This is a genomic window from Novosphingobium sp. CECT 9465 (genome assembly GCF_920987055.1).
Classification (GTDB): Bacteria; Pseudomonadota; Alphaproteobacteria; order Sphingomonadales; family Sphingomonadaceae; genus Novosphingobium.
Genome location: NZ_CAKLBX010000001.1, coordinates 326,557 through 347,926 on the forward strand (window position 1 = coordinate 326,557; position 21,370 = coordinate 347,926).

Annotated in this window: 20 protein-coding genes; 12 read left to right on the forward strand and 8 right to left on the reverse strand. The window is 61.1% G+C overall.

Annotated features, from left to right (window positions below; all coding sequences use genetic code 11):
- The first annotated feature begins 7 nt into the window (after window positions 1-7).
- Both LUA85_RS01575 and LUA85_RS01580 read left to right on the forward strand, forming a co-directional pair.
- Window positions 8-838 carry an SDR family NAD(P)-dependent oxidoreductase gene (locus LUA85_RS01575; RefSeq protein WP_231466586.1) on the forward strand — a complete coding sequence of 277 codons (831 nt, stop codon included), beginning with the start codon at window positions 8-10 and terminating at the stop codon, window positions 836-838.
- A complete protein-coding gene (locus tag LUA85_RS01580) occupies window positions 835-1,230 on the forward strand; it encodes a nuclear transport factor 2 family protein (RefSeq protein WP_231466587.1) in 396 nt (131 codons plus the stop codon). Before LUA85_RS01575 ends, LUA85_RS01580 begins: the two co-directional genes overlap by 4 nt.
- Window positions 1,231-1,237: 7 nt before the next feature.
- Here LUA85_RS01580 and LUA85_RS01585 read toward each other — a convergent pair whose 3' ends face one another.
- The gene (locus LUA85_RS01585) at window positions 1,238-2,041 is read right to left on the reverse strand and encodes an SDR family oxidoreductase (protein ID WP_231466588.1); all 804 of its coding nucleotides are present in this window, start codon (window positions 2,039-2,041) and stop codon (window positions 1,238-1,240) included.
- Between the two features lie 105 nt (window positions 2,042-2,146).
- Complete coding sequence (locus LUA85_RS01590; RefSeq protein WP_231466589.1) at window positions 2,147-3,355, reverse strand: cytochrome P450; 1,209 nt, start codon at window positions 3,353-3,355, stop codon at window positions 2,147-2,149.
- Between the two features lie 271 nt (window positions 3,356-3,626).
- Between LUA85_RS01590 and LUA85_RS01595 the strand changes: the two genes are divergently transcribed.
- The 5 genes from LUA85_RS01595 to LUA85_RS01615 all read left to right on the forward strand — a co-directional run bounded on the left by LUA85_RS01595 (window position 3,627) and on the right by LUA85_RS01615 (window position 9,091).
- The gene (locus LUA85_RS01595) at window positions 3,627-4,961 is read left to right on the forward strand and encodes an MFS transporter (protein ID WP_231466590.1); all 1,335 of its coding nucleotides are present in this window, start codon (window positions 3,627-3,629) and stop codon (window positions 4,959-4,961) included.
- A gap of 107 nt (window positions 4,962-5,068) precedes the next feature.
- Complete coding sequence (locus LUA85_RS01600) at window positions 5,069-5,908, forward strand: NAD(P)-dependent oxidoreductase (RefSeq protein ID WP_231466591.1); 840 nt, start codon at window positions 5,069-5,071, stop codon at window positions 5,906-5,908.
- An 87-nt stretch (window positions 5,909-5,995) separates the two neighbouring features.
- Complete coding sequence (locus LUA85_RS01605) at window positions 5,996-6,457, forward strand: MaoC/PaaZ C-terminal domain-containing protein (RefSeq protein WP_231466592.1); 462 nt, start codon at window positions 5,996-5,998, stop codon at window positions 6,455-6,457.
- Window positions 6,454-7,785 carry an MFS transporter gene (locus tag LUA85_RS01610; RefSeq protein WP_231466593.1) on the forward strand — a complete coding sequence of 444 codons (1,332 nt, stop codon included), beginning with the start codon at window positions 6,454-6,456 and terminating at the stop codon, window positions 7,783-7,785. Before LUA85_RS01605 ends, LUA85_RS01610 begins: the two co-directional genes overlap by 4 nt.
- A 127-nt stretch (window positions 7,786-7,912) precedes the next feature.
- The gene (locus LUA85_RS01615) at window positions 7,913-9,091 is read left to right on the forward strand and encodes an acyl-CoA dehydrogenase family protein (RefSeq protein WP_231466594.1); all 1,179 of its coding nucleotides are present in this window, start codon (window positions 7,913-7,915) and stop codon (window positions 9,089-9,091) included.
- 120 nt (window positions 9,092-9,211) lie between these two features.
- Here the strand turns inward: LUA85_RS01615 and LUA85_RS01620 are convergent, their stop codons facing one another.
- Complete coding sequence (locus tag LUA85_RS01620; protein WP_231466595.1) at window positions 9,212-9,523, reverse strand: hypothetical protein; 312 nt, start codon at window positions 9,521-9,523, stop codon at window positions 9,212-9,214.
- 220 nt (window positions 9,524-9,743) lie between these two features.
- Between LUA85_RS01620 and LUA85_RS01625 the strand changes: the two genes are divergently transcribed.
- The 3 genes from LUA85_RS01625 (at window position 9,744) to LUA85_RS01635 (ending at window position 15,101) form a co-directional block, all read left to right on the forward strand.
- Window positions 9,744-10,391, forward strand: a complete 648-nt coding sequence (locus LUA85_RS01625) for a hypothetical protein (protein WP_231466596.1) — start codon at window positions 9,744-9,746, stop codon at window positions 10,389-10,391.
- Between the two features lie 128 nt (window positions 10,392-10,519).
- Window positions 10,520-12,226 carry an FAD-dependent oxidoreductase gene (locus LUA85_RS01630; RefSeq protein ID WP_231466597.1) on the forward strand — a complete coding sequence of 569 codons (1,707 nt, stop codon included), beginning with the start codon at window positions 10,520-10,522 and terminating at the stop codon, window positions 12,224-12,226.
- A gap of 187 nt (window positions 12,227-12,413) precedes the next feature.
- Complete coding sequence (locus LUA85_RS01635) at window positions 12,414-15,101, forward strand: LuxR C-terminal-related transcriptional regulator (RefSeq protein ID WP_231466598.1); 2,688 nt, start codon at window positions 12,414-12,416, stop codon at window positions 15,099-15,101.
- Between the two features lie 7 nt (window positions 15,102-15,108).
- Here LUA85_RS01635 and LUA85_RS01640 read toward each other — a convergent pair whose 3' ends face one another.
- Window positions 15,109-17,253, reverse strand: coding sequence for a PQQ-binding-like beta-propeller repeat protein (locus LUA85_RS01640; protein WP_231466599.1), 2,145 nt, complete (start codon window positions 17,251-17,253; stop codon window positions 15,109-15,111).
- Between the two features lie 155 nt (window positions 17,254-17,408).
- Here LUA85_RS01640 and LUA85_RS01645 point away from each other — a divergent pair, with 155 nt between their 5' ends.
- Window positions 17,409-17,795, forward strand: a complete 387-nt coding sequence (locus LUA85_RS01645) for a VOC family protein (protein ID WP_231466600.1) — start codon at window positions 17,409-17,411, stop codon at window positions 17,793-17,795.
- A gap of 10 nt (window positions 17,796-17,805) precedes the next feature.
- On the opposite strand, the gene LUA85_RS01650 is transcribed toward LUA85_RS01645, so the two are convergent.
- Both LUA85_RS01650 and LUA85_RS01655 read right to left on the reverse strand, forming a co-directional pair.
- Entirely contained in the window at window positions 17,806-19,017 is a 1,212-nt protein-coding gene (locus LUA85_RS01650) for an aromatic ring-hydroxylating dioxygenase subunit alpha (RefSeq protein WP_231466601.1), read from the reverse strand.
- Between the two features lie 298 nt (window positions 19,018-19,315).
- Window positions 19,316-19,633 carry a 2Fe-2S iron-sulfur cluster-binding protein gene (locus LUA85_RS01655; RefSeq protein ID WP_231466602.1) on the reverse strand — a complete coding sequence of 106 codons (318 nt, stop codon included), beginning with the start codon at window positions 19,631-19,633 and terminating at the stop codon, window positions 19,316-19,318.
- Window positions 19,634-19,764: 131 nt separating this feature from the next.
- Here LUA85_RS01655 and LUA85_RS01660 point away from each other — a divergent pair, with 131 nt between their 5' ends.
- On the forward strand, window positions 19,765-20,079 hold the full coding sequence (locus tag LUA85_RS01660; RefSeq protein WP_231466603.1) for an antibiotic biosynthesis monooxygenase family protein: 315 nt from the start codon (window positions 19,765-19,767) through the stop codon (window positions 20,077-20,079).
- Window positions 20,080-20,082: 3 nt separating this feature from the next.
- On the opposite strand, the gene LUA85_RS01665 is transcribed toward LUA85_RS01660, so the two are convergent.
- Both LUA85_RS01665 and LUA85_RS01670 read right to left on the reverse strand, forming a co-directional pair.
- On the reverse strand, window positions 20,083-20,613 hold the full coding sequence (locus LUA85_RS01665; protein ID WP_231466604.1) for a VOC family protein: 531 nt from the start codon (window positions 20,611-20,613) through the stop codon (window positions 20,083-20,085).
- Between the two features lie 111 nt (window positions 20,614-20,724).
- Entirely contained in the window at window positions 20,725-21,366 is a 642-nt protein-coding gene (locus tag LUA85_RS01670; RefSeq protein ID WP_231466605.1) for a TetR/AcrR family transcriptional regulator, read from the reverse strand.
- Window positions 21,367-21,370: the final 4 nt, after the last annotated feature.

Below are 21,370 nucleotides of genomic sequence, written 5' to 3' on the forward strand. Positions count from 1 at the left end.
CACCCCGATGGGCAGACTGACCGGAAGAACATGCATCGTCACGGGCGGCGCGGGCGGCCTTGGTTCGGCCACGGTGCGGCGGCTTTGCGCCGAAGGCGGGCAGGTGGTGATCGCCGATGTCATGCTGGAGCCGGCCGAAAAGCTGGCGGCGGAAATTCGCGCCGAGGGGGGGGATGCCATTGCGCTCCACCTTGACCTGGGCGATCCTGCCAGCATCGAAAAGCTGATCGACGACACGCTGGCGCATTATGGCAAGCTGGAAGTCGTCTTCAACAATGGCGCAGCCACCAACCCCGATTTCCTGAACCGTGACGGCACGGCTGGCGACATGGAAATCGACGTGTGGGACGAGACATTCAAGGTGAATGCCCGCGGCACCATGTTGATGATTAAGCACGCGCTGCCTGCATTGATCGCATCGGGCAGTGGCGCGATCATCAACACCAGTTCAGGTGCTGCGCTGCTCGGCGATCTTGCCCGCACGGCCTATGCTGCGTCGAAATCGGCGGTCAATGCGCTGACGCTCTATGTCGCTGCGCAATATGGCAAGCAGGGCGTCACCTGCAACGTCATCTCGCCGGGCATGGTGCCTACGGCCACATCGCGGGCCAATCAGCCGGAACTGATCCGAATGGTCGAACGTCACCACCTGACGCCGGAACTGGGCTATCCCGAAGACATTGCCGCGATGGTGGCACTGCTTGCATCCGAAGACGGGCGCTTCGTCAGCGGGCAAATCCTGCGTGTGGACGGCGGCGTGAGCAAGGCATTCGCTCATGTGGCCGACAATCGCGACCAGTTCGAAACGCACGTTGCTAATATCAATGGTGCGGCATGACCGGGGCCGCAATCGATCGGGTCGCGGCGGTGGCAGAAAGCTGGGAAGCTGCCTGCCGCTCACGCGATAACCAGCGGATCGTCGCTCATCTGAGCGACGATGCCGTGGTCTGGTACAACTTCCAGCCCGGCACCGAACATTCAAAGGCGGCCTATCTCGGTATCCTGGAATCGAGCGCCAGGACTTTTTCGAATCAGCGTTACGATGACATGCGGGTGCACCTGCATCCGGGCGGCTTTGTCGAACAGGCCACTTTGGCGGGCGATACGGCAAAGGGCGTGATCGAAGTGCCATTCCTGCTGATCGCCACCGTCGAAGGCGACAAGATCACCCGGATCGCCGAATATTTCGACACCACCATCATGCACAAGGCCGGGCTGGCGACCAGCTAGGCCCGGCTTACAGGATCGAGTTGGTCTGGCCGCCATCGCACAGGATGGTTTCACCTGTTGTGAACCCGGCCTGTTGCGAACACAGGAACAGGCATAATGCGGCCATTTCCTGCGGTTTTCCGGCACGGCCCGTGGGAATATGCTGCACCATGTTGCCCCGGAAGTCGTCAAAGCTCATTCCGGCGGCTGCTGCCTGCTCGTGCGTCCATGCCCGATTGGCTTCTGTGTCGATGTAGCCTGTGCCGATGGTGTTGATGGTGATGCCCTGCGCTGCCACTTCACCCGCAACCGTCTTGGCCAGCGCACTTGCCGCCACGCGGGTGCTGTTGGCAAGTACATAGCCAAAGTTCAGGCCGCTGCGCACCAGTTGCTTGGCAGTGCCCGATCCGATGGTCACGATACGGCCCCAGCGTTGCTGCTGCATGTGCGGCAGCACCACCCGCAGCATGCGCGCATAGCACAAGACGACGCTGTGATAGGCCTGCGCCAGCATGTCCTCGTCCACATCGGCAAAGGTGCCGGGCGGTGGCGGATCGAGATTGTAGATCGCAATGTCAGGCGCAGCGAGATTTGCCACCGCGAAATCATGAATGCGCTGATAGCTGGCAAGATCGAGCAGGTCCGCGCTGATGCCAACCGCTTTCACGCCCTTGGCCTGCACCGCGGCGACCGTTTCATCGATGGCCTGCTGCCCACGCGCGACAACGATGACATTGGCCCCGGCATCGGCAAGATCGAGTGCAATCTGCCGCCCGATCCCTTTGCTGCCACCCAGCACAAGCGCCGTGCGCCCTGCAATGCCCAGATCCATTACCCGTTCTCCCTATCCGTTGTTGGGACAAGGAAAGGACGGGCGCGCAGCGATGCAATCTGCCGCCCGGTAGGTCTTTGTCCATACCGGGCGGCGATAGCGGGTTCAGCCCCAGCGCAAGGGCAGTTCGGTCACCTGAATGACGTTGCCGGGGAACCATGGCACGCGGAAGCCTTCCTGCACCCGAAACTGCGGAATGACCTTCACGAACTCCTCGATCGCGGTCTGAAGTTCGCGGCGGGCCAGATGCTGGCCAAGGCAGCGATGAAGGCTGTGGCCCAGGGTGACGTGCATCGGCTTGCGATCGAGGCGCACGTCCTGTGGATTATCATAGGCTTCAGGATCACGCCCGGCGAGCGGGGTGGACATCGAAACGACATCGCCCGGCAAAAGGGTGTGTCCATGAAGCTGGTGCTCTTTCGAAACGATCCGCTGAGTCGAAACCGCAGCATAGGCGCGCAGCAATTCCTCTACGGCCACGACATTCTGCGAAGGGCTGTTCTCGCGCATGGTCTGCTGATCGTGCGGGTTCTCGGCAAGATGGCGGAACTGCAAGCTGAGATTGGCGGTTACGGTATCAAGCCCGCCGAGGTAGAGATTGAAGGCGTGGCCGAACACTTCCATGTCGTTCCACTTGCGGCCATCGACTTCGAGCAGCATCGTTTTGCTGATAAGGTCATCGCCGGGGTTCTTGCGGCGTTGCGCGATGGTTTCCATCAGCAGTTCCTTGACGGCGCGCACACTGGCCACGCGCACATCATGATCGGTTCCGCGCAACAACTGGTTTTCCCATTCCAGGAACTGTTCCAGTCGTTCCACCGGCAGATCGATCATTTCAAGGAAGATCGTGATCGGGAACAGGACGGCGAAATCCTGCACGAATTCGCATTCGCCCTTGTCCTTGAACTTCGCGATCAATTCCTGCGCACGACCGCGCACCTTTCCGTCCAGCTTCATCATCTGGCTGGGCGAATAGATGGGATTGAGCGCCGAACGGTACGCGGTGTGGACCGGGGGGTCGAGTTCGGTGGGGATGATGTCCCAGTCTTCGCCGATCATTTTGGCAAAGCCGGTGTTGCCGCTCTTGTGATAGTTTTCGGTATCGGCATAGATCTTGCGCAGATCTTCGGCCCGGCGAACCACCCAGCCCGGCTGATTGAACGAGACGTTGTCGGCATAGAACACGGCAGGTCCGGCATGAATTTCCGGAACGATCGTTTCGTGCGGGTTTTCGTAAATGACCGCGCGGTCGAAAAGCGCGCAATGGCGCATTTCGCGGGCGGGTGCCTGCGGACTGGTCGCAGTATCATTCATGTCAAACTAGCCTTCCATTCATTACACGGCCAATGCCGCACCGCTGGTGCCGATCGGCGAACTATCCTGATCGCATACTCGCAACATCAGGAATGCGCGACGCAAATCCCGGCAAGCACGATGATGCAGCGGATGGCAGGCGCAAGGAAGCGGAGCGCCTATCCAAAGGCGGGTTCGTCCCGCAAGCTTTGCCTCGACCTGTTGGGCCAGAATGCTGAACCGCCTCCGCGCGGACCAAATGGCTTAAATTTCAATTCGGAAAGGGGAGGGCATGGTCGGTTCCGCACAAGCGGAGAAAGCGTCGAGCTATCGTTGGGTCGTCCTGCTGGTCCTGACGCTCGCGCACAGCTGCCATATCATGGACCGCATGGTGGTGAGCATCGTGATGGAACCTGTGCGTCACGAATTCAACCTGAACGATACACAACTGGGGCTGATTTCGAGTCTGGGCTATGGCTTGTTCTATGGCGCGGCCGTGCTCCCCATGGGCATGTTGATCGACAGGACCGTCCGCAAGAATGCGCTGGCCGTGATCCTGGCCTTGTGGAGCGCGGCAACGGCGGTCTGCGGGCTGGCGACCAGCTGGATCGCACTGCTGGTTTCGCGCTGCGTCGTCGGCCTGGCCGAATCGGGCGGATCGCCTGCCGGCCTGTCGCTGCTTTCGGACTATTTCCCGGCGCGCGAACGCTCGACCGCGGTGGGCTTGTGGTATCTTTCCTCGGCCATCGGGTCGATCGTGACATTCATCGTCGGCGGGATGATTGCAGCGGCCTATGGCTGGCGCATGGCGTTCTTCCTTGCGGGGGTGCCCGGAATGATCATGGCGGTGGTCGTGTTCTTCGTGGTGCGCGAACCGAAACGCGGGGCAAGCGACGAAGTGCCGGGTGTCGTCCAGTCGGCTCCTCCGGCCGAAAAGCTGTCGTTCTTCCAATCGCTTGCTGAAATCGGCGCCCGCCCGGCCGCTGTGCATATCCTGCTCGGTGTGCTGCTGACGGCGGCGGCGATCTCGTCCTATTCGACCTGGTCGATCTCGTTCCTGGTGCGCCAGCACGGCCTCAAGCTTTCGGAAGCCGGGCTTACCGTCGGCCTTACAACCGGCCTGCTGGGCGCACTTGGCGGCGCCACTTTCGGCTGGCTTGCCGACCGTAGCAGCCGTCGCGATGCACGGGCAAATCCATGGCGGTCGGGCATGATCGCTGCAAGCACGTCACTCATTGCGACATTCCTTGGCATTGCCTCGTTGTTGACCGAAAGCACGGTCCCCGCGCTGGTTCTGGTGGCCTGCTATGCCTTCTTCTTCAACAGCTATAACGGTCCTGCCAACGGACTGCTGCTGATCGTTGTGCCGTCGCAGGTGCGTGGCTTTACCATCGCACTGCTCCAACTCGGTGCGACGTTGCTGGGCTTTGGCGTGGCACCGTTTGTCGTCGGGCGGCTTAGCGACATGATCGGCGGTTCAAATTCGCTGGGCTGGGCGCTTTCGATCATGCTGTTGTGCCATCCGGTGGCGGCAATGCACTTCGCACTGGCGGCGCGGCATGTGAAGCGCAAGGGCACCGGCCGTAGCGACGGCCCGGACGACGCGTTGCACCCGGCCACTGCATGACGGCGCGACGAAGCTAGTTTTGGCACTCGTGCGAAGACTTGTTGCCGTGACGGTGAACGTGCAGATGGCCTAGAAGGCCGCAAATCCCGGTTCAGGAGAGTTCTCAAATGGTGCAGGCGATCGGTTCAGTAGGTTTCATCGGTCTTGGCAGCATGGGCGGATGCCAGGCGCGCGAGCTGGCCAAGCTGTCGCTGCCGCTGACGGTGTTCGACAAGTTCCCCGCATCGATGGAGCCGTTCCGCGGCAAGGCGACGCTGGCCGGTAGCATCGCCGAACTGGGCGGTTGCGATGTCGTGGGCATTTGCGTTCAGGACGACAAGCAGGTCACCGAATGTTTTGACGAACTTATCCCGGTCATGAAGCCCGGCTCGGTCATTCTGGTCCACAGCACCATTCGCCCGGCAACCGCCAAGGCGCTGGCGGAACGCGCGGCGGCTGTCGGCGTTGAACTGATGGACGCTGCCGTCACGCGCACTGAAATGACCAATGACGGTCCGTTCGTGTTCTGCATGCTCGGCGGTGACGAGGCGACGATGGCGCGCGTACAGCCCGTGCTCGATGCCTATTCCACCAACACCATGCTGGTCGGGCCACTCGGTTCGGCGATGGGTCTCAAGATCTGTAACAACCTTGTTTCATGGTGCCAGATCGAACTGGGGCTGGAAGCGATGGACCTTGCCGAAGCCGCCGGTGTGCCGATCGACAAATTGATCACCGTGATGCAGCGCAATGGCGTGATGACCCCGCCCATGAATGGCTTCATCGCATTTCGCAACAATCCCGGCGATCAGACCCGCCGCGATCTGATGGCGGTGCAGGCCGGCATCGGTGAAAAGGATCTGACGCTTGCCCATGAACTGGGCGAAGCGGTCGGCAAGCCTTCGGCGATGGGCGCCAATGTGAAGAATTACGTGAAACAGGCAATCCTTGACGTGTGCCGTCGCTAAATCAGCCGTGTGACTGTGATCTGATGCCGTCCTTCAAGCGGGTTGGTGCTGCTTGACGGACGGCGTTCTCGTCTCCAGTCAGGCATCATGACAGACCGCCAGCCTCGCCGCCGTTTCGACGAACTGGTCGTGGGAGAGCGACGCCAATCCCCTCCGATCGTGCTGGATGAGCAGGCAATCATCGCTTTTGCGCGACAGTTCGATCCGCAGTGGTTCCACGTCGATCGCGATGCAGCGATGCAATCGGCCTTTGGCGGCCTGATCGCAAGCGGAGCGCACCTTATCGCGATATGGCGGCGCATGGATCACGATCTGAACGGCGATATCGATTACTATTGTGGCGTGGCAATAGAGGATTTGCGCTTTCGAATGGCCGTTCGTCCAGGCGACAGCCTGACTTTGGAATCCGAAATCGTGGCATGCCGTCCTTCGTCGTCTGATCCAGGGCGGGGGCTGGTCACCCAGGCCTATCGCATGGTCAGTGGCAAAGGCGATGTCGTGCTGGAATTACGCGCGATCAATCTTGTCTATCGTGGAGCAGGGGCATGAACGAAGCAACGCCGGGCGGACAGGCCACCGCCGGCAGCGAGCGCTGGTTTCTCCTGCTGCTTGGGCTGATCTACATGATGAACTTCGTGGACCGAACGATCATTTCGGTGGCTGGCGAAGCGATCCGGCGTGAGTTGAATCTGTCGGATCTGCAGCTGGGTTTGCTGGGCGGCCTTGCTTTCTCGCTGTTCTATGCGGCGCTTGGCATTCCGCTGGCACGTCTGGCAGAGCGCCGCAGCCGTGTCGGGATCATCGCTACGGTGACCGCAATCTGGTCAGTCATGACGGCATTGACGGGTGCAGCCGGCAATTTCGTGCAAATCCTGCTGTGTCGCATGGGTGTTGGCGTGGGCGAGGCCGGATTCACGCCCGCCCTGGTTTCGATGATATCGGACCGTTTTCCCGAAGAACGTCGCGCCAGCGCCTTTTCCACCATCGCTATCTGGGTTTCGATTGGCGGCGCGGTTTCTGCGACGGTCGGTGGCTGGGTGGTGCAGAATTACGGCTGGCGCGCGGCATTCGTGGTGCTGGGCCTGCCCGGCATCATCCTTGCCGTTCTGCTGAAGCTGACAATCCCGGAGCCGCCGCGCCGCAACGCAGGCGATGTGACGCCGTCGTTCGGTGCAGTGCTGCGGCGTGTCGGACGATCCCCTGCGTTTCTCTATCTTACCGCCGCCAGCGGGTTGGTCGGCATGGTCAGCTTCGGGCTGAACCTGTTCATGATCCCGCTGCTGGTGCGCCGATACGGTCTCGATATCGCACAGGCAGGCATGATCTTTGCCATCTCGCTCAGCCTTGCGATGGTCATCGGCAATTATTCCGGGGGCCGCGCGGCCGATTGGCTGGGCAAGCGCGACATCGGCTGGTTCGGCAAAGCGCCAGCCCTGCTGCTGATGATCTCGCTGCCGCTTTATCTGACGGCCATCCTGCAATCGGACTGGCGCTGGTTCATGGTGCTGATGTTCTTCGCTGCCGGATCGCTCAACGCATTCCTGCCTGCGATCATGACCGTGACGCAGCGGTTGGTGGAGCCGCGGATGCGGGCGTCTGCCGCGGCACTGCATGCCTTCGGGCAAACGGTGGCGGGGCTGGGGATAGGATCCGTCCTGCTGGGCTGGCTGAGCGACCGTCTGGCCGCCCAAGCCTATGCCGGCGATTATCAGGCGGATTGCGCTCATAAAGCCGTGACGCAGGCGTGCAGCGTCGGCGCGGCACAAGGATTGCAGCATGCGATGATGGCGGTTGGCGTGGTGCTGGTCGGTGCGATCATATTCTATCTTCGCGCTGCCAGGGCGCTGCGCCGCGAAATTCCGGCCAAGGCGGCATAGCGATTGCCCGTTAGGGCAATTCTTTTTGGCCCCGTCGGCTCCTACCTTACGAAAGGCACGGCGTCCGCTCTGCGGGCTTACAGCCCCGCATGTAATAAGATGCGTGCGTGAGATAAAGGATGTGCAGATGGCAAGCTCGATCGCCGAAGTGACCATGGATCGCAACGATCCTCAAGCCATGCTGGATAGCGCGCGCGCGATGTTGCCGCAGGTCATCGCCACAAGGGACGAAGCAAACCGTCAGGCGGACGTACTGCCCGAAACCATCGCGGCAATGAAGGCTGCGGGTCTGTTGCGCGCCTTTCAGCCCAAGCGCTGGGGCGGTCTGGAACTCGATCCGCGCCACGTCTTTGCGCTGCAAAACGTATTTGCGGAACATTGCATGTCCACCGCCTGGGTGTTCGGTGTACTGTCCGTGCAGTCATTCATGCTTGGTCGGATGGATCCGCTGGCCCAGGCCGACGTCTGGGGCGACGATCCCGACGCGCTGGCTTCGTCATCCTTCGCCCCGGTCGGGAAGGTCACGCCGACTGACGGCGGCTATCGCATCAGCGGGCGCTTCACCTTTTCCAGCGGCAGCAGCCACGCCAAATGGGCGGTCGTGGGCGGCATGGTCCCGCCGGATGAAGCGCGCCCAGCGCCGCAGATGCGCCTGTTCCTTGTGCCGATGAGCGATTGCCGCATCGACCGCGTGTGGGATACATTCGGCCTGCGCGCCACGGGCAGCAACGATCTGGTAATCGACGATGCCTTCGTGCCCGCCTATCGTACCTATGTTCCCGACAGCGGGCTATTGCCGCTTCCGGCGGCATCGGGCCTGTCACCACTTTATCGCCTGCCGTGGCTCTATGTCTTTGCCTCGTCCATTTCCAGCCTTTCGATCGGAGCTGTGCGCGGCGCATTGGCCTCCTTCACGGCCTCCACGCGCGAAAGGCAAGGCGCTTTCGGTTCCGGCGCATCACGCGACAATCCCCGTTTTCTATCGATGATCGGCCGCGCGCGCGTTGAACTCGATTCGATCGAGCGTCAGTTCCACGACAATTACGCGCGACTGAGCGAAATCGTTGCGCGTGATGAGACGCTGCCGATGGACGAGGCGCTGCTATACCGTGCGCAACTGACGGGCTTCATGCGCCGTCTTGCCCCGTTGGTGGACGAAATGATGCTTCTGCTTGGTGGGCGCGGCATCCAGCGCGATGGGCCGCTGACGCAACTGTGGCTGGACATGTCCGCCGCACGGGCACACGCTGGCAACGATCCGTCTGCCGTGCATTCCCAGATCGCCGGGGAATTGCTGAACGCCTGATTTGCCGCGAATGGCTTCGAATCTGGACCAAAAATGAAAACGCCGCCGAGACTCTCGGCGGCGTTTTCAGTGGGAAAGGTGGGGCTGGCGCCGCCTGTCAGCGCGCCAGCACACAACCGATCAAAGGCGGCTGATTTCCTTGCGGCTCAGCGAGCTGACAAGGCCGCGTTCGCTGACCGTCAGGGTAGCGATCGGAATGTAGACCATCTGCATATCGCTCACCACCGCAACAGCCGAACCGCGTACGCGGTCAACACGTCCGATGCGGCGACCGTCTGCCGACCAAACCATTTCGCCACCCTTGATTTGGGGCGCGGCGACAGCGGCAGCAGCGGGGGTGGCGGTGGGGGCAGCAGCGGGTTCTGCCATCTGCGCTGCGGCGGGAAGTGCGACAAGGCCAAGGGCCAGTGCGAACACGGAATGGATTTTCATGTCTGTCACCAATGTTTCAATACGATGGGTGACGGGGTGGCCCGCCGTCGGTTCCGATTACCGCTGACCGGACCTATTGTCGATAGCGATTCGGAAAATAACTTGCAGACGGACAGGCCAGATATATGGATCGCTTGCACATATGGTCGAGACGGTTCAGTCTGTCGCCAAGCGCTCAGAAAGGCGCATTTGCCGGGTGAAGGACGGAAAGGAGCCAAAATTGATCGTCAACAGTGCGCCGGTTCGCAAGGATTCCTGTCCTCCCGCACCGGATCCTGCCCTTTCGGGCAAGCGCGCGGTTGGTCGGCCCCGCCGCCTCACTCTTGACGCGATCGTGGATGCAGCCTGTTCGGTGGGAATCGAACGGCTTGAAATGTGTTCGGTAGCGCAGCAGCTGAATACCGGCGTCGCGACGCTCTATGGCTACGTTCGCGGCCGCGACCACTTGCTTGAACTGGTTGCCGAACGCATGGCATCGCGGTCCATCCCCGATAACTACGGCGGCACATGGCAGGAAGTGCTGTTCGGGCACGCCGCGCTGTGCTTTGCCATGTTCAATTCCAGGCCCGAAATGATCGGAAACCTGATCGGCGGAGAAAAGACCGACCGTGAAGTCGCCTATGCCACCAACATCATCGCGATGCTGGAAAAGCGCGGACTTTCACGCGAATTGGCTCTCGATCTTTATGTCGAGGCAAACCAGGCGGTCATCGGCGCAGCTGTCATGCTGGTCCGGCGCAAGATTCTGGCGCATGCAGGCGTGGACGAACAAGGCAATGTTATTGCTCTGCCTCCGGGGCTGGGTGACTACCGGCCAACGCTCGACCGGATCGTGCGGGCTTACGAAGAGATACTGGCTGCGGATTGATCGTCCGGTTGCTAATTGTAAGCACCGTTCAACGATTATTGTCTTCGCTTTGGACTGCCTCTCCTAGATTTCCCCGCATAAAGGCAGTGCCGGATCAACCGAGCCAGGCCTGTTCGGGAGAAATGGCTGTGGCGGAAGTCATCCGCAAGGACGTGGTCGTCATTGGCTCTGGCGGAGCCGGGCTTACCTGCGCGCTGGTTGCGGCACGTGCCGGGCTGGATGTCCTGCTTGTTGAAAAGGAAGACCGTATCGGCGGTACGCTGGCGTGGTCCGGCGGCGGCGTATGGTTCCCGTTGAGCAAACCGGGGCGCGATGCCGGTTTCGATGACAGCCGCGAAAATGTCCTGACTTATCTGGAAACCATTGGCGAAGGCACGTTCGATCCTGCCTTGATCGCCGCCTACGTCGATACCGCGCCAGAACTTGTCGATATGCTTCACGCCACCACCGACATACGCCTGATCGCCTATCCCGGCATGGGCGACTGGTTTCCCGAAGCCCCTGGCGCCGCCGCCGCAGGTGGGCGCGCGCTGGCCCCGGCGGAATCGGATGGCAAGCGTCTGGGTAAGGACTTCGCACGGTTGCGGCATCCGCTGGGCGTTTTCAATGCGCCGGGCGGTGGCTTCATGGTCGATCTGCCGGACTTGCCTCACCTTGCCGCCATCGGAAAATCCCTGAAATCGACGCTGTATCTGGCCCGCCTGTTCGCACGGTTCCTCGCCGATCGTGTGCGATTCGGGCGGGGTACACGCCTGACCATGGGCAATTCGCTGGCCGCCGGGTTGATGAAAGCGGCACTGGAGGCGGGGGTGGAAATGTGGACAGATTCGCCCGCCACCGCCCTGCTGACTGGCGAGAACGGACGCGTGACGGGGGCAACGGTAAGACGCCAAGGGCGCGATGTGCAGGTTCATGCCACGCGCGGCGTATTGCTGGCGTCAGGCGGATTTTCCGCCGATGCCGAAATGCGCCGCAAATACATCCCCTTCGGCGACCAGCACTATTCGCTGATGTCCGATTCCAATGCGGGCGATGGTATCCGCATGGGGCAGGCGGCAGGCGGCGAGTTCGTGGAAAAGGGATTCCAGCACGGCGGCTGGGTCATGCTGTCGCTGGTCCCGCAGGAAGATGGCAGTTTCGTCAAGTTTCCGCACATGGTCGCCGATCGGACGAAGCCTGGCTATATCACCGTGAACAAGGCCGGTCAGCGGTTCACCAATGAAGCCTCGCTCGATCCCATCTCAGGCATGCACGCTACCGGTTCGGTGCCAGCCTGGCTGATCTGCGATCATACCGCGATGCGCAAGTATGGCATGGGTCCGGTCAGGCCCGGTGGCATGGGGTTGAAGCGTCATCTGCGGCCCGATTACATCGAGACGGCGCAAACCATACCGGAACTGGCAGCGAAGCTGGGCATCGACCCTGCCGGACTTGCCGCCACGGTCGAGCGCCAGAACGGATTTGCGCGCACTGGCGATGATCTCGATTTCGCGCGAGGCAAGTCTGCCGCCGACCGCTCCTTGGGCGATCCGGGGCATGAACCCAATCCCAACCTTGGCGAGATCACGACTGCTCCGTTTTATGGATTGCGCGTTCATCCCGGCGATTCCGCCACGATGCTGGGTCTGCGCGTTGATCGTGATGCGCGCGTGCTCGATCCGCGGGGCAATCCGGTAGATGGTCTTTATGCTGCCGGTCTGGACATGAACTCGGTGTTCCGTGGCCGCTCCCCCGGCAGCGGTTCGAACAACGGTCCGGCGATGATCTTTGGCTACCTTGCGGCCAAGGCAATGGCGCGGGGCGTGAACCGGACTGGTGAGGAAGACGCCACTTGACGCTCCGTCAATGAAATTGTCGGCTAAAATGCGCGGATTTGGCCGCTGCGCCAAACAGTTATCGCCTCTGGTAGAGGCCAGCCCCTTGCCGAGCAAGCGGTTACCCCTATCCTTCGAGTCAGTAAAAACGAATCATAAGCGCACGTGTGCATGAAAACGTGCCATGGACCCTGGAGAGGACCACCCGATGAGCGTCATGCCGACCGCAGTCGTGCCGCCTCGCGCGCCACACGATCAAATTGTCCGCCCGAACCTGGAAGCCAAGATCGATGCGGTTGACCGGTCACGCGTCACCACTGTGTTTGCGCCCGCCGGTTTCGGCAAGACCATGGCCGTGCTGCAATGGGCAACTGCACTGGCCGGGCGGGGTCGCCCGGTGCTATGGCTTGCCTCGCGGGCTGGAATCGCCAGTTTCGAGCAGTTCGCCGATGCCTTGCGCGCTGCCTGCACGGCCAATGCGCTGGACTGGACTCATCAGACAGCCGGCGCACAATGTATCGATGCGGCCGCCAGCTTCGCCGCGATGGTCGCCTCATGCCCGGCACGACCGGTGCTTGTGATCGACGATGCCCAGGTCCTGCCGCCCGAAGTGCACGATTTCCTGACCGACGTTATCGCAGGCGCGCGCGATGCGATGACTACGATCATCGTATCACGAAGCTTCGGCAATGTGCCCATCGCGCGCCTTCGCGCACAGGGCTATCTGTTCGAAATCGGCTGGGGGGATTTGCGCTTTTCGGTCGAGGAAACCACCGACCTGATTGATTGCGTTGGCGCGGTGCCGCTTTCATCCGATGAAATCGAAGTGATGGTGGCGCAAACGCAAGGGTGGCCGGCCGGCATCACGATGACCCGGCTGATACAGGATCGCGAAATGCGCGATGGCGAAGGCCGCTTCATCCCGCCTTCCGGTCTGCGCCGGGAATTTGAAGAGTATTTCGGCGAAGAAGTGATGTCGCGCGAACCTGCCGACGTGCGCGAATTCCTCGTCAGCACGATCATCCTTGAAGAACTGACCGCTGATATTTGCGCGGCGATGACCGGAAACGACGATTCCCGCGCCGTGATGGAGCGGGTCGAGGAGCGCGGCCTGTTTCTGCGCGCCAGCGATCTTGACCGGACCAGCTATCGCTATCATCCGCTGTTCCGGGAAATGGTGCTCCGCCGCCTGAATGATCGCGATCCGGTGCGCGCGGCCGAATTGCAGCGCCGTGCCAGCCGCCACTTCGCGGCCGTCGGCCAGTACCTGAAGGCCGTGGAACATGCGCGGTTAAGCAATGACGCCGAATTTCTGGCGGACATGCTGGATGAACTTGCCGATCCCCTGACATTTTCGGGCAATCTCGATCTGGTCGATCAACTGGTTGCAGCGCTTCCCACCACCGTGTGCCGCACGCGTCCCCGGCTGGCGCTGGCCATTGCGTGGCGGCGCATTCGGTCGCTTGCGTTCGAATCTGCCGAAACGCTCGTCGGCATGGCGCAGGCCGAATGGGAACGCCGCCAGGCTCTGGCCCATAACCCCATCGACCAGCAGCGTCTGGCAATGGCGATAGAGCACCGTGAACTGATGCTTGCCGCCGGGCGCGACGATATGCGCGCTATCGAAACCCGCGCTGAAACCCTGTTGCGCAAATTCGGTGATGACGAACCTTATCTCAGCTGCACGGTACTGGCGCAACTGATGGCATCGCGGCGTGAACTGTACCATTTCAAGGACGTGCTGCGGCTTGAGGCGGAAGCCCGTCACGCGCTGCGACGGCCGGGATCGGATTTCGCTGCCATCGCGCTCAAGACATCGATTGCGCCCACTCTGGCCGCACAGGGCAAGACCGATGCAGCCGAAGCCATGCTGGAAGAAGCACTCGATTATGCCCGCGCGCTGGGCAAGCCGGGGATCGCGGCGCTGCCATCACTGCCACTGGCAGAAATGCTCTATGATCGCGGTGATGTCGCACGGGCGCGGGCGCTGGTCGAAGAACACCTGCCGGTTGCACACGAATGGGGCTTCGTCGATCAGATCGTTTCCGGTCACATCGTCAAGGCGCGATTGCTGTTCAACGATGGCGATGCCGCCGGTGCGGCAAAAGTGCTGAAGGAAATGCAGGTTCTGGCTATCGAATACGGCCTGGACCGCATGCGTGCCATCGCCGTCAGCGAACAGGTGCGGATGCTGATCCGTTCGGGCGAGGCGCAGCAAGCGCGCACTTTGATGGAAACCAGCAATTTCTGGCCCTCGGCCGAACCCTACCCCACGCTCAATCCCTCGCGCCTGCACGAAAGCATCGCCATAGCGGTGATCCGCATAGAAATGCACGGGCATCGCCTTTTGCCAGCGCGCAAGATTGCCAAGCGCTGGTCCGAATTCGTCCGCAGGAACGGTGCCGTTCGATCGGGCGTGACCTTCGAACTGCTGCTGGCCGAAATCGCGATTCTGGGAGGCGACAGATCGGAAGCGCGCCGCGCGGTGCGCGAAGCCGTCACGCTGGCCGCGCCAAGCGGATGGACGCAGATATTTCTTGATGAAGGCGAAGCTATCAAGGCGATCCTGAGCGAAGCTTATGGCCAGGGGCCACTCGTCGATAGCGTCCCAGACAGGTTTGGGCGCAAACTGGTTGCCGCGATGCAAACGGTGATCGCCATCGACAATCAGGATGGCAACGACAGCGACTATGGCCTTTCCGGCCGGCTGATGAACCGTGAAATCGACATTCTGCGCATGGTCGGCGGCGGGTTGCGCAACCGTGAAATCGGGGACCGGCTGGGGCTGACCGAAGGCACGGTGAAATGGTACATGCAGCAGATCTACGACAAGCTGGGCGTCCGGCGGCGACCGCAGGCCGTAACCCGCGCCCGCCAGCTCGGCGTCCTCGGCTGATTTTCGATCAGGGCTTTTGCGGCGCGTCCACGGCGAAGACGTAAATCGCATTTCCGGTGGATGGCAGGTAGATATTGCCGATCTGTCCGGTCACGACCGCCCAGGCACCCAGCGGACCTGCGGGCACCGCGATGAATTGTCGCCCGCCTGCCGTATAACTGATCGGGAAACCGTGCGCCGGAGCGCCAAGCCTCGCCTGCCACAGCACTTTGCCGGTAGTGCTGTCATGCGCGCGGAAATGGCGGTCGGCATCGCCGATGAACACCAGTCCGCCCGCCGTGGTCAACGCGCCTGTCGTAAATGGCGTCCGCTGCTGATAATCCCACACTTGCGCCAATGTGCGCACGTCGTAAGCGGCGAGTTTACCGAAATTGCCGTTGCTGCCCGGCATTTCGATCTTGCCGCCGGGTTCGATGGCATTCGCGCCGCCAAGCCCTCCGCCGCCGATCTTGAATTCTACCTCTGCCCCCTTCATGCCTCCGCACATCTGCAACAAGGGGATGATCAGTGCGCCGCGCTTTGAATCATAAGCGCTCGCCGGCCAATCGTGCCCGCCGAATGTGGTGGGGCAAGTGCGCACCACATCGCCCACTTTTGCGGTCAGGATGTCTGGCCGGTATGTCAGGCGGCCGGTCCTGCGATCGATTTTGGACCACACATCCTGATAGACGGTTTCGGCAACGTCGATAAAAGCGCCGGACTTGCGGTCAAGCTTCCACAGCAACCCGTCCTTGCCGATAGTGAACACGTTCTGCCGCCCGTCAATATCTACCAGCACCCGTTCGAACACGCTATCGAGATCGAGCGTGTCGCCCGGCATATGCTGGAAATGCCACTTGATCCTGCCGGTGCGCGGATCAAGTGCGAGCGTGGAGTTGGTGTAGAGCGCCGCATCGCGGGGGGTCATGTGACGGCTGGCGGCGACCCACGGCTTGGCCTGCGCGGTGCCGATATAGAACGTATCGAGCGCGGCATCATAGCTGCCCGGAATCCAGCCATCGCCGCCCGCGCGAAATTCGGACGGCAGGCCTGCCCAAGTATCGCCGCCGGGCTGGCCGGGCTGGGCGATAGTGGATGTGCGCCACAGTTCCTTGCCCGTTGCAGGATCATACCCTGCGACAAAGCACGGCGTCTTCTTGAAGCGGTCACAGCCGTTGATGCCGCCTACCAATACACCGTTTGCCACGATGGGCGCGGCCGTCTGGGTAAATCCTTCAGCAGTATCCGCGCGCTGGGTACGCCACACTTCCTCACCGCTGCGTGCATCGATGGCAACCAGTGCGGCATCCTGCGTCGCGATGAAAAGATTGGTGCCATAGATCGCCATGTTGCGCACCGGACCAAGCGCAACCGGCTCTCCATCGGCGCGCTCATAGCGGTACTTCCAGATGAAATCGCCGGTTGCCGCATCCAGCGCCTGCACCTGGCCCCCCGGCGCAAGCATGTACATGATGTCATCGTGAACGATGGGCGTCGGTTCGTTGGTGCCATCGGGCAGGGCCATGACCCATGCCAGCTTCAAGCCGCCGACATTGCCGACGTCGATCTGCGCCAAGGGGCTTTCGCCATGACCATCGCGGGTGCGCCGCCAGTTCAGCCAATCGCCCGGCGGCGGCGTGGTAAGCATCGCCTCGGTCACCGGAGTGAATGTTTCGACCCGGCGGTTGGGCGTGGCAAAGGTCGCCATCAACTGGGCAAAGGCGTTGCTTTCGGGCGAATCGCTGTGCGCGCTCGCTCCGATAACCGGTGTGGGTTCAGCGCGCGCCACACGCGGGGCTGCGGCCTCGTTCCGGGCCATGACATATTCCGTCACGGCCAGCGCTTCACGGTCCGTCAGCGTACCGGGCGATCCGGGCGGCATCATCGCCTTGATATAACTGCCAAGATCGCCGCTGCTGCGCGTACGCCATTTGTCCAGAAACACCGGTCCGGTCAAAGCCGGACCATGCGATGATCCGCGCAGGCTGGAATCATGGCAAGCGGCACAATTCGCCTCGAACACCGCCTTGCCCCGATCCACCTGCATCTGGCTGAATGGCGCACCCACATCGGCCCGTTCGGGCGCTTGCGCAGCGGTTGTCGTTGTCAGCACCGCAAGCAGGGTCGCGATGCCAGACGCCGCCATACCCTTGCTTGCAGACGATACCGGCATCTCTTCCCCCTTGTTTTCGTGTGGGTCATCCTCACCCCCAGCGATGGCGCGGCATCTGCCGACCGATAGGTTTGCGGTTCTGCGCCATTTGCGTGACACAACCTGCCTGCCAGAGGACGGGATACGATCCGCCTCATATCGTGGATTTTCGGGGCATGAGCATTTTTACGCACATCTGCATCGGCGCCAACGACTTGCAGCGGGCGCAGCGTTTCTATGACGCGGTATTGACACCCCTGGGCATCCGCAATCTTGGCGCCTTCCTCGATCAGGGCGTGGGTTATGGCCACAAGCTGGCAGAACTGCTGATCCTGCGCCCGCTGGATGGTACGCCGGCCCAGGCGGGGAACGGCGGAACGGTCAGCTTCAAGGCGCCGGGGCGCGAAGCGGTGCGCGCATTTCATGCGGCGGGGCTGGCCGCAGGCGGCACCGACGCAGGCGAACCCGGCCCGCGCGGCGCGGTGGAACACGCCTATGGTGCCTATCTGCGCGATCCCGACGGGAACAAGATCTGCGCCTATTGCTTTGGCGCCAACGACTGAGCGGGAACGCTCAGCCCTTTACATGCGGCGCAAGGATCGGCTTGACCCGCAGCGCCGGGGGCACATTGTCCGCACCGATCTTGCGATCGATTTCCTCGTTGTACCAATAGATGAACTGTTCCTGGAAGCTGAGCACGACATCGGTGATGTCCCCTTGCTTGTAGGATCGCTGGATCGTGGGAAACAGCCCGATATCTTCTGCCAGAACGGTTTGCTGGTTTTCCAGCATGGTTTCCCAGAACTTGGTATCTTCGTCGTCGTCGCGCGGCCAGCCCATCAGCATGTTGGACATCACCATCTTGTCCGGTCCCTTGGGCCAGAAAGTCTGCCAGTTGAAGCCCACCGGATCGAGCGCGGTAAAGCTGTTGGGAAAACAGGGCAGCGCGAACACGTGGTCCCTGAAGCGTGTGGTGAAATCGTCGGGTGTGGCCTCATCATGGCCCGCGGAAAAGAACGACTGGCCGCCGCGCTTGCGTGTGACAAAGCGGGCATGGCCGCCTTCGAACAGCGAAATCGTGAAGCTTTTCGATTCAAGGTAGGGTGACAGCGTTTTGGCGTGCACCGTGTTCACGTGATAGATTTCGAGGAAATTATCGTACGCGGTCTTCCAGTTGCAGTCGATCTCCACGTCCAGAACGCGCTTCACCACCATGCCATCGATCGGAAAATCATCGATCTGCGTGGTCAAAGGCCCCAGAAATTCAGCCAGCGGCCCGGCATTTTCATCGAAATTGATGAAGATGAAGCCGCGCCATGTCTCGCAGCGTACCTGAAGCAGCGGCTTGTCCGCCTTGTTCAGGCAGGCGAAGTTGTGGGCTTCGGGAACCGACTTCAGCTCGCCTTCCGATGAAAACCCCCATGCATGATAAGGGCAGATGAACCGCTTTGCCACGCCTTCGGGCTGGGTAACCAGCGCCGCGCCGCGATGTCGGCAGGCGTTCTTGAATGCGCGGATCGTGTCGTCCGTCCCGCGGCTGAGAATGATCGACTGATCGAATTGTTCGAACAGGCGATACGATCCCTTCTGCGGCAACTGGCTCGCATGGCCGACGCACAGCCAGGTCTTGCGGAATACGTGTTCCATTTCGAGCCGATAGAATTCAGGATCGAAGTAGCGCGCTGCCGCCAGATCCGGCAACGCCGGAAAATCTTCGGGATATGTCGAACGCTGAAATTCGCTTTCGACTTCGGCATACATGGTTTCGAGTGATTTCGGGTCCATCGGCTATCTTCCCCAAGTCATTATTTTTTCGGACTATCTTGCGATTATATTGCGTGACTTAGCGAACTGCGGGAACAGTTTCAGAGGCCGGTCGCGCCAAGGGGCGCTCCAGACTTGCGTAAATCAGGATACTTGTGTCCTGCGGCCCCATTGCATGCTCCCGGAGTCTTCACATTGCTGAAGCGGGCTTATCATGAATGCGGGGGGCGTGCAGTCACCCTCGCTTGACGGTCAGTCCGACAAGCCGGTGGGCCGAAACGGCGTGGTGGCGCGGGCATGACCGCGCCACCCATTCAACTCAGTCTTCAGGAGCGATCGTCACGCGCATGCCATCAAGTGCGCTGGTGAAATTGATCTGGCACGAAAGGCGTGAATTGGCCTGACGGTGGTCCGAACTGTCGAGCAGATCGTTCTCGTCGGCGGTGACTTCGGGCAACTGGCCAGCGAAGCTTTCGTCGACATAGATATGGCAGGTTGCGCAGGAACAGCATCCGCCGCACAGCGCCAGCAATTCGTCCACGCCGGCATCACGGATGATTTCCATGACCGAAACATTGGTGCTGGCATCGACGTTCTGTTCTGAACCATCGCGCTTGGTGACAATAAGCGTGGGCATTGCTGGATCTACTCCGGAATTGAGTGGCAACTGTGGGCCTAGGCTGCCCGTATGCGCCCTGCACTGTCAGGCGCGTCAACGTCCCCTGCCTGTCGATAGGTCTGCCCCATGGGTGTAAGGTCTAGCTGGCGATGACCGCTGCGGAGATTCCGATCATGGCCGCTTACGTACGTTTTTACCGGATGACGGCGCGCGGTGGCGAAGGTGCCGCGCTGCGCAGCGCTCTTGAAGCGCTGGCCGGCACGGTGCAGCAAATCGAAGGCTGCACCGGCACGGAATTGCTCGAATATGCAGACAAACCCGGCCAGTTCGTGTTCCTCGAACGCTGGGTTTCTGCCGATGCCCACAAGGCTGGCGGCAAGCTGCTGGGCAAGGACGTGTTCGGTCCGGTCATGGCCGCGCTTGACGGCCCGCCCGATGCGGCCGCGCTTACGCCGCTGGATTAAAGACTACGCGAGCTTCGGCACGATACCTGCCATGTAGGCCGTCACTTCGTCCGAGAACCAGCAATGCTCGACGTAGTGGCCCAATGTGCCGCGTTCGTCGGTATAGAACCAGCGCACATCGTCGCCTGCCCAGCCATCCACGACCACCGGATGCTTCACCGTATCCCATGTCGCGCGATAGCGTTCGAAATCGGCAAGCGTCCCCCGCACGGTAGTGCCGAAGTGATGAAACAGCATGGCGAACGAACCGTCTTTCGGCAGTGGGTCCGACCAGACTTCGGCGCCCGGTCCAAGCGGCTCGATCACTTCCAGTTCGGTTCCGGCCGTTCTTACCAGGGCGAGGCGCAAGGGCGGTTGATCGGGGTGGGTCTGGTTCTCCTGCGTGTTCATGATGCAATAGCGTTCCAGTTCGAACGCTGCATCCAGACGGCGCAGTGCCTCGTCCAGATCGGTGGTTACATAGGCAATCTGATGCATGTGCAGGGACGGAAAGCTGAGCATTCCGCCAGCATTGCCTTTCGGTTGTTCAATCATGGTTTGATCATCCCCTCAGCACTTGTTGTTGCGTTCAAACGGTTCTTCCAACGCGGCGTTTCCCGCAGGCATGACTATTCTTCTGGGCCGACATCAAGCCCGCACCGCGGCCTATTTGCGCAAGGCGCGCATGATGAAATCAAGCGCAAAAGTGCGTGTGTCGGCCGGGTTCTGCTGCCAGTTGCGCCCTGAATACCGTTCAAGCATCGTCGAGGAAGACAGGCAGCCGACCGTGATGATCACGGTCATGAACTCGATCTTGTTGCTGTCGATGTCAGGGTGAAAAACGCCTTCGGCCTGTCCTCGGCGGACGACCTCGGCAAGGCGATCTGCCAGCAATTTCTGCAAGTTGCGGATCTCGTTGATTGAACGCAGCTGTGCGCCGTCGTGCATGCTCTGATCAAGCGAGACCATCCCGATCAGCGGGTCTTCGGCATAGATGTCGTAAACGTCTTCAAGATAAGTGCGGATCGCCTGTTCCGGCGAGAGGTCTTCGAACGGAATCCGCAGCAGGCGCTCGTTCGTGGTGATCGAGATGTCTTTGAGCAATTCCCAGTACAGTTCGTCCTTCCCCTTGAAATAGAAGTAGACGATCTGCTTGCTGACGCTGGCGCGACGCGCGATGTGTTCGACTTTGGTGCCATCAAAGCCATTTGCACCGAATTCCTTGCGCGCAGCTTCCAGAATTTTCCGGATGGTCGCCATCGGATCGCGCGTACCGCGTGGCCGCGCAGAAGTTTGCTCTTCAGTCACCCGT

Coding starts and splice junctions, on each gene's coding strand:
- LUA85_RS01610 (WP_231466593.1), top strand. CDS start 6,454: ATGAACGAAGCAACGCCGGGCGGACAGGCCACCGCCGGCAGCGAGCGC.
- LUA85_RS01645 (WP_231466600.1), top strand. CDS start 17,409: ATGAGCATTTTTACGCACATCTGCATCGGCGCCAACGACTTGCAGCGG.
- LUA85_RS01660 (WP_231466603.1), top strand. CDS start 19,765: ATGACCGCTGCGGAGATTCCGATCATGGCCGCTTACGTACGTTTTTAC.
- LUA85_RS01650 (WP_231466601.1), bottom strand. CDS start 19,017: ATGGACCCGAAATCACTCGAAACCATGTATGCCGAAGTCGAAAGCGAA.
- LUA85_RS01615 (WP_231466594.1), top strand. CDS start 7,913: ATGGCAAGCTCGATCGCCGAAGTGACCATGGATCGCAACGATCCTCAA.
- LUA85_RS01585 (WP_231466588.1), bottom strand. CDS start 2,041: ATGGATCTGGGCATTGCAGGGCGCACGGCGCTTGTGCTGGGTGGCAGC.
- LUA85_RS01600 (WP_231466591.1), top strand. CDS start 5,069: ATGGTGCAGGCGATCGGTTCAGTAGGTTTCATCGGTCTTGGCAGCATG.
- LUA85_RS01580 (WP_231466587.1), top strand. CDS start 835: ATGACCGGGGCCGCAATCGATCGGGTCGCGGCGGTGGCAGAAAGCTGG.
- LUA85_RS01605 (WP_231466592.1), top strand. CDS start 5,996: ATGACAGACCGCCAGCCTCGCCGCCGTTTCGACGAACTGGTCGTGGGA.
- LUA85_RS01595 (WP_231466590.1), top strand. CDS start 3,627: ATGGTCGGTTCCGCACAAGCGGAGAAAGCGTCGAGCTATCGTTGGGTC.
- LUA85_RS01620 (WP_231466595.1), bottom strand. CDS start 9,523: ATGAAAATCCATTCCGTGTTCGCACTGGCCCTTGGCCTTGTCGCACTT.
- LUA85_RS01635 (WP_231466598.1), top strand. CDS start 12,414: ATGAGCGTCATGCCGACCGCAGTCGTGCCGCCTCGCGCGCCACACGAT.
- LUA85_RS01665 (WP_231466604.1), bottom strand. CDS start 20,613: ATGATTGAACAACCGAAAGGCAATGCTGGCGGAATGCTCAGCTTTCCG.
- LUA85_RS01575 (WP_231466586.1), top strand. CDS start 8: ATGGGCAGACTGACCGGAAGAACATGCATCGTCACGGGCGGCGCGGGC.
- LUA85_RS01590 (WP_231466589.1), bottom strand. CDS start 3,355: ATGAATGATACTGCGACCAGTCCGCAGGCACCCGCCCGCGAAATGCGC.
- LUA85_RS01640 (WP_231466599.1), bottom strand. CDS start 17,253: ATGCCGGTATCGTCTGCAAGCAAGGGTATGGCGGCGTCTGGCATCGCG.
- LUA85_RS01655 (WP_231466602.1), bottom strand. CDS start 19,633: ATGCCCACGCTTATTGTCACCAAGCGCGATGGTTCAGAACAGAACGTC.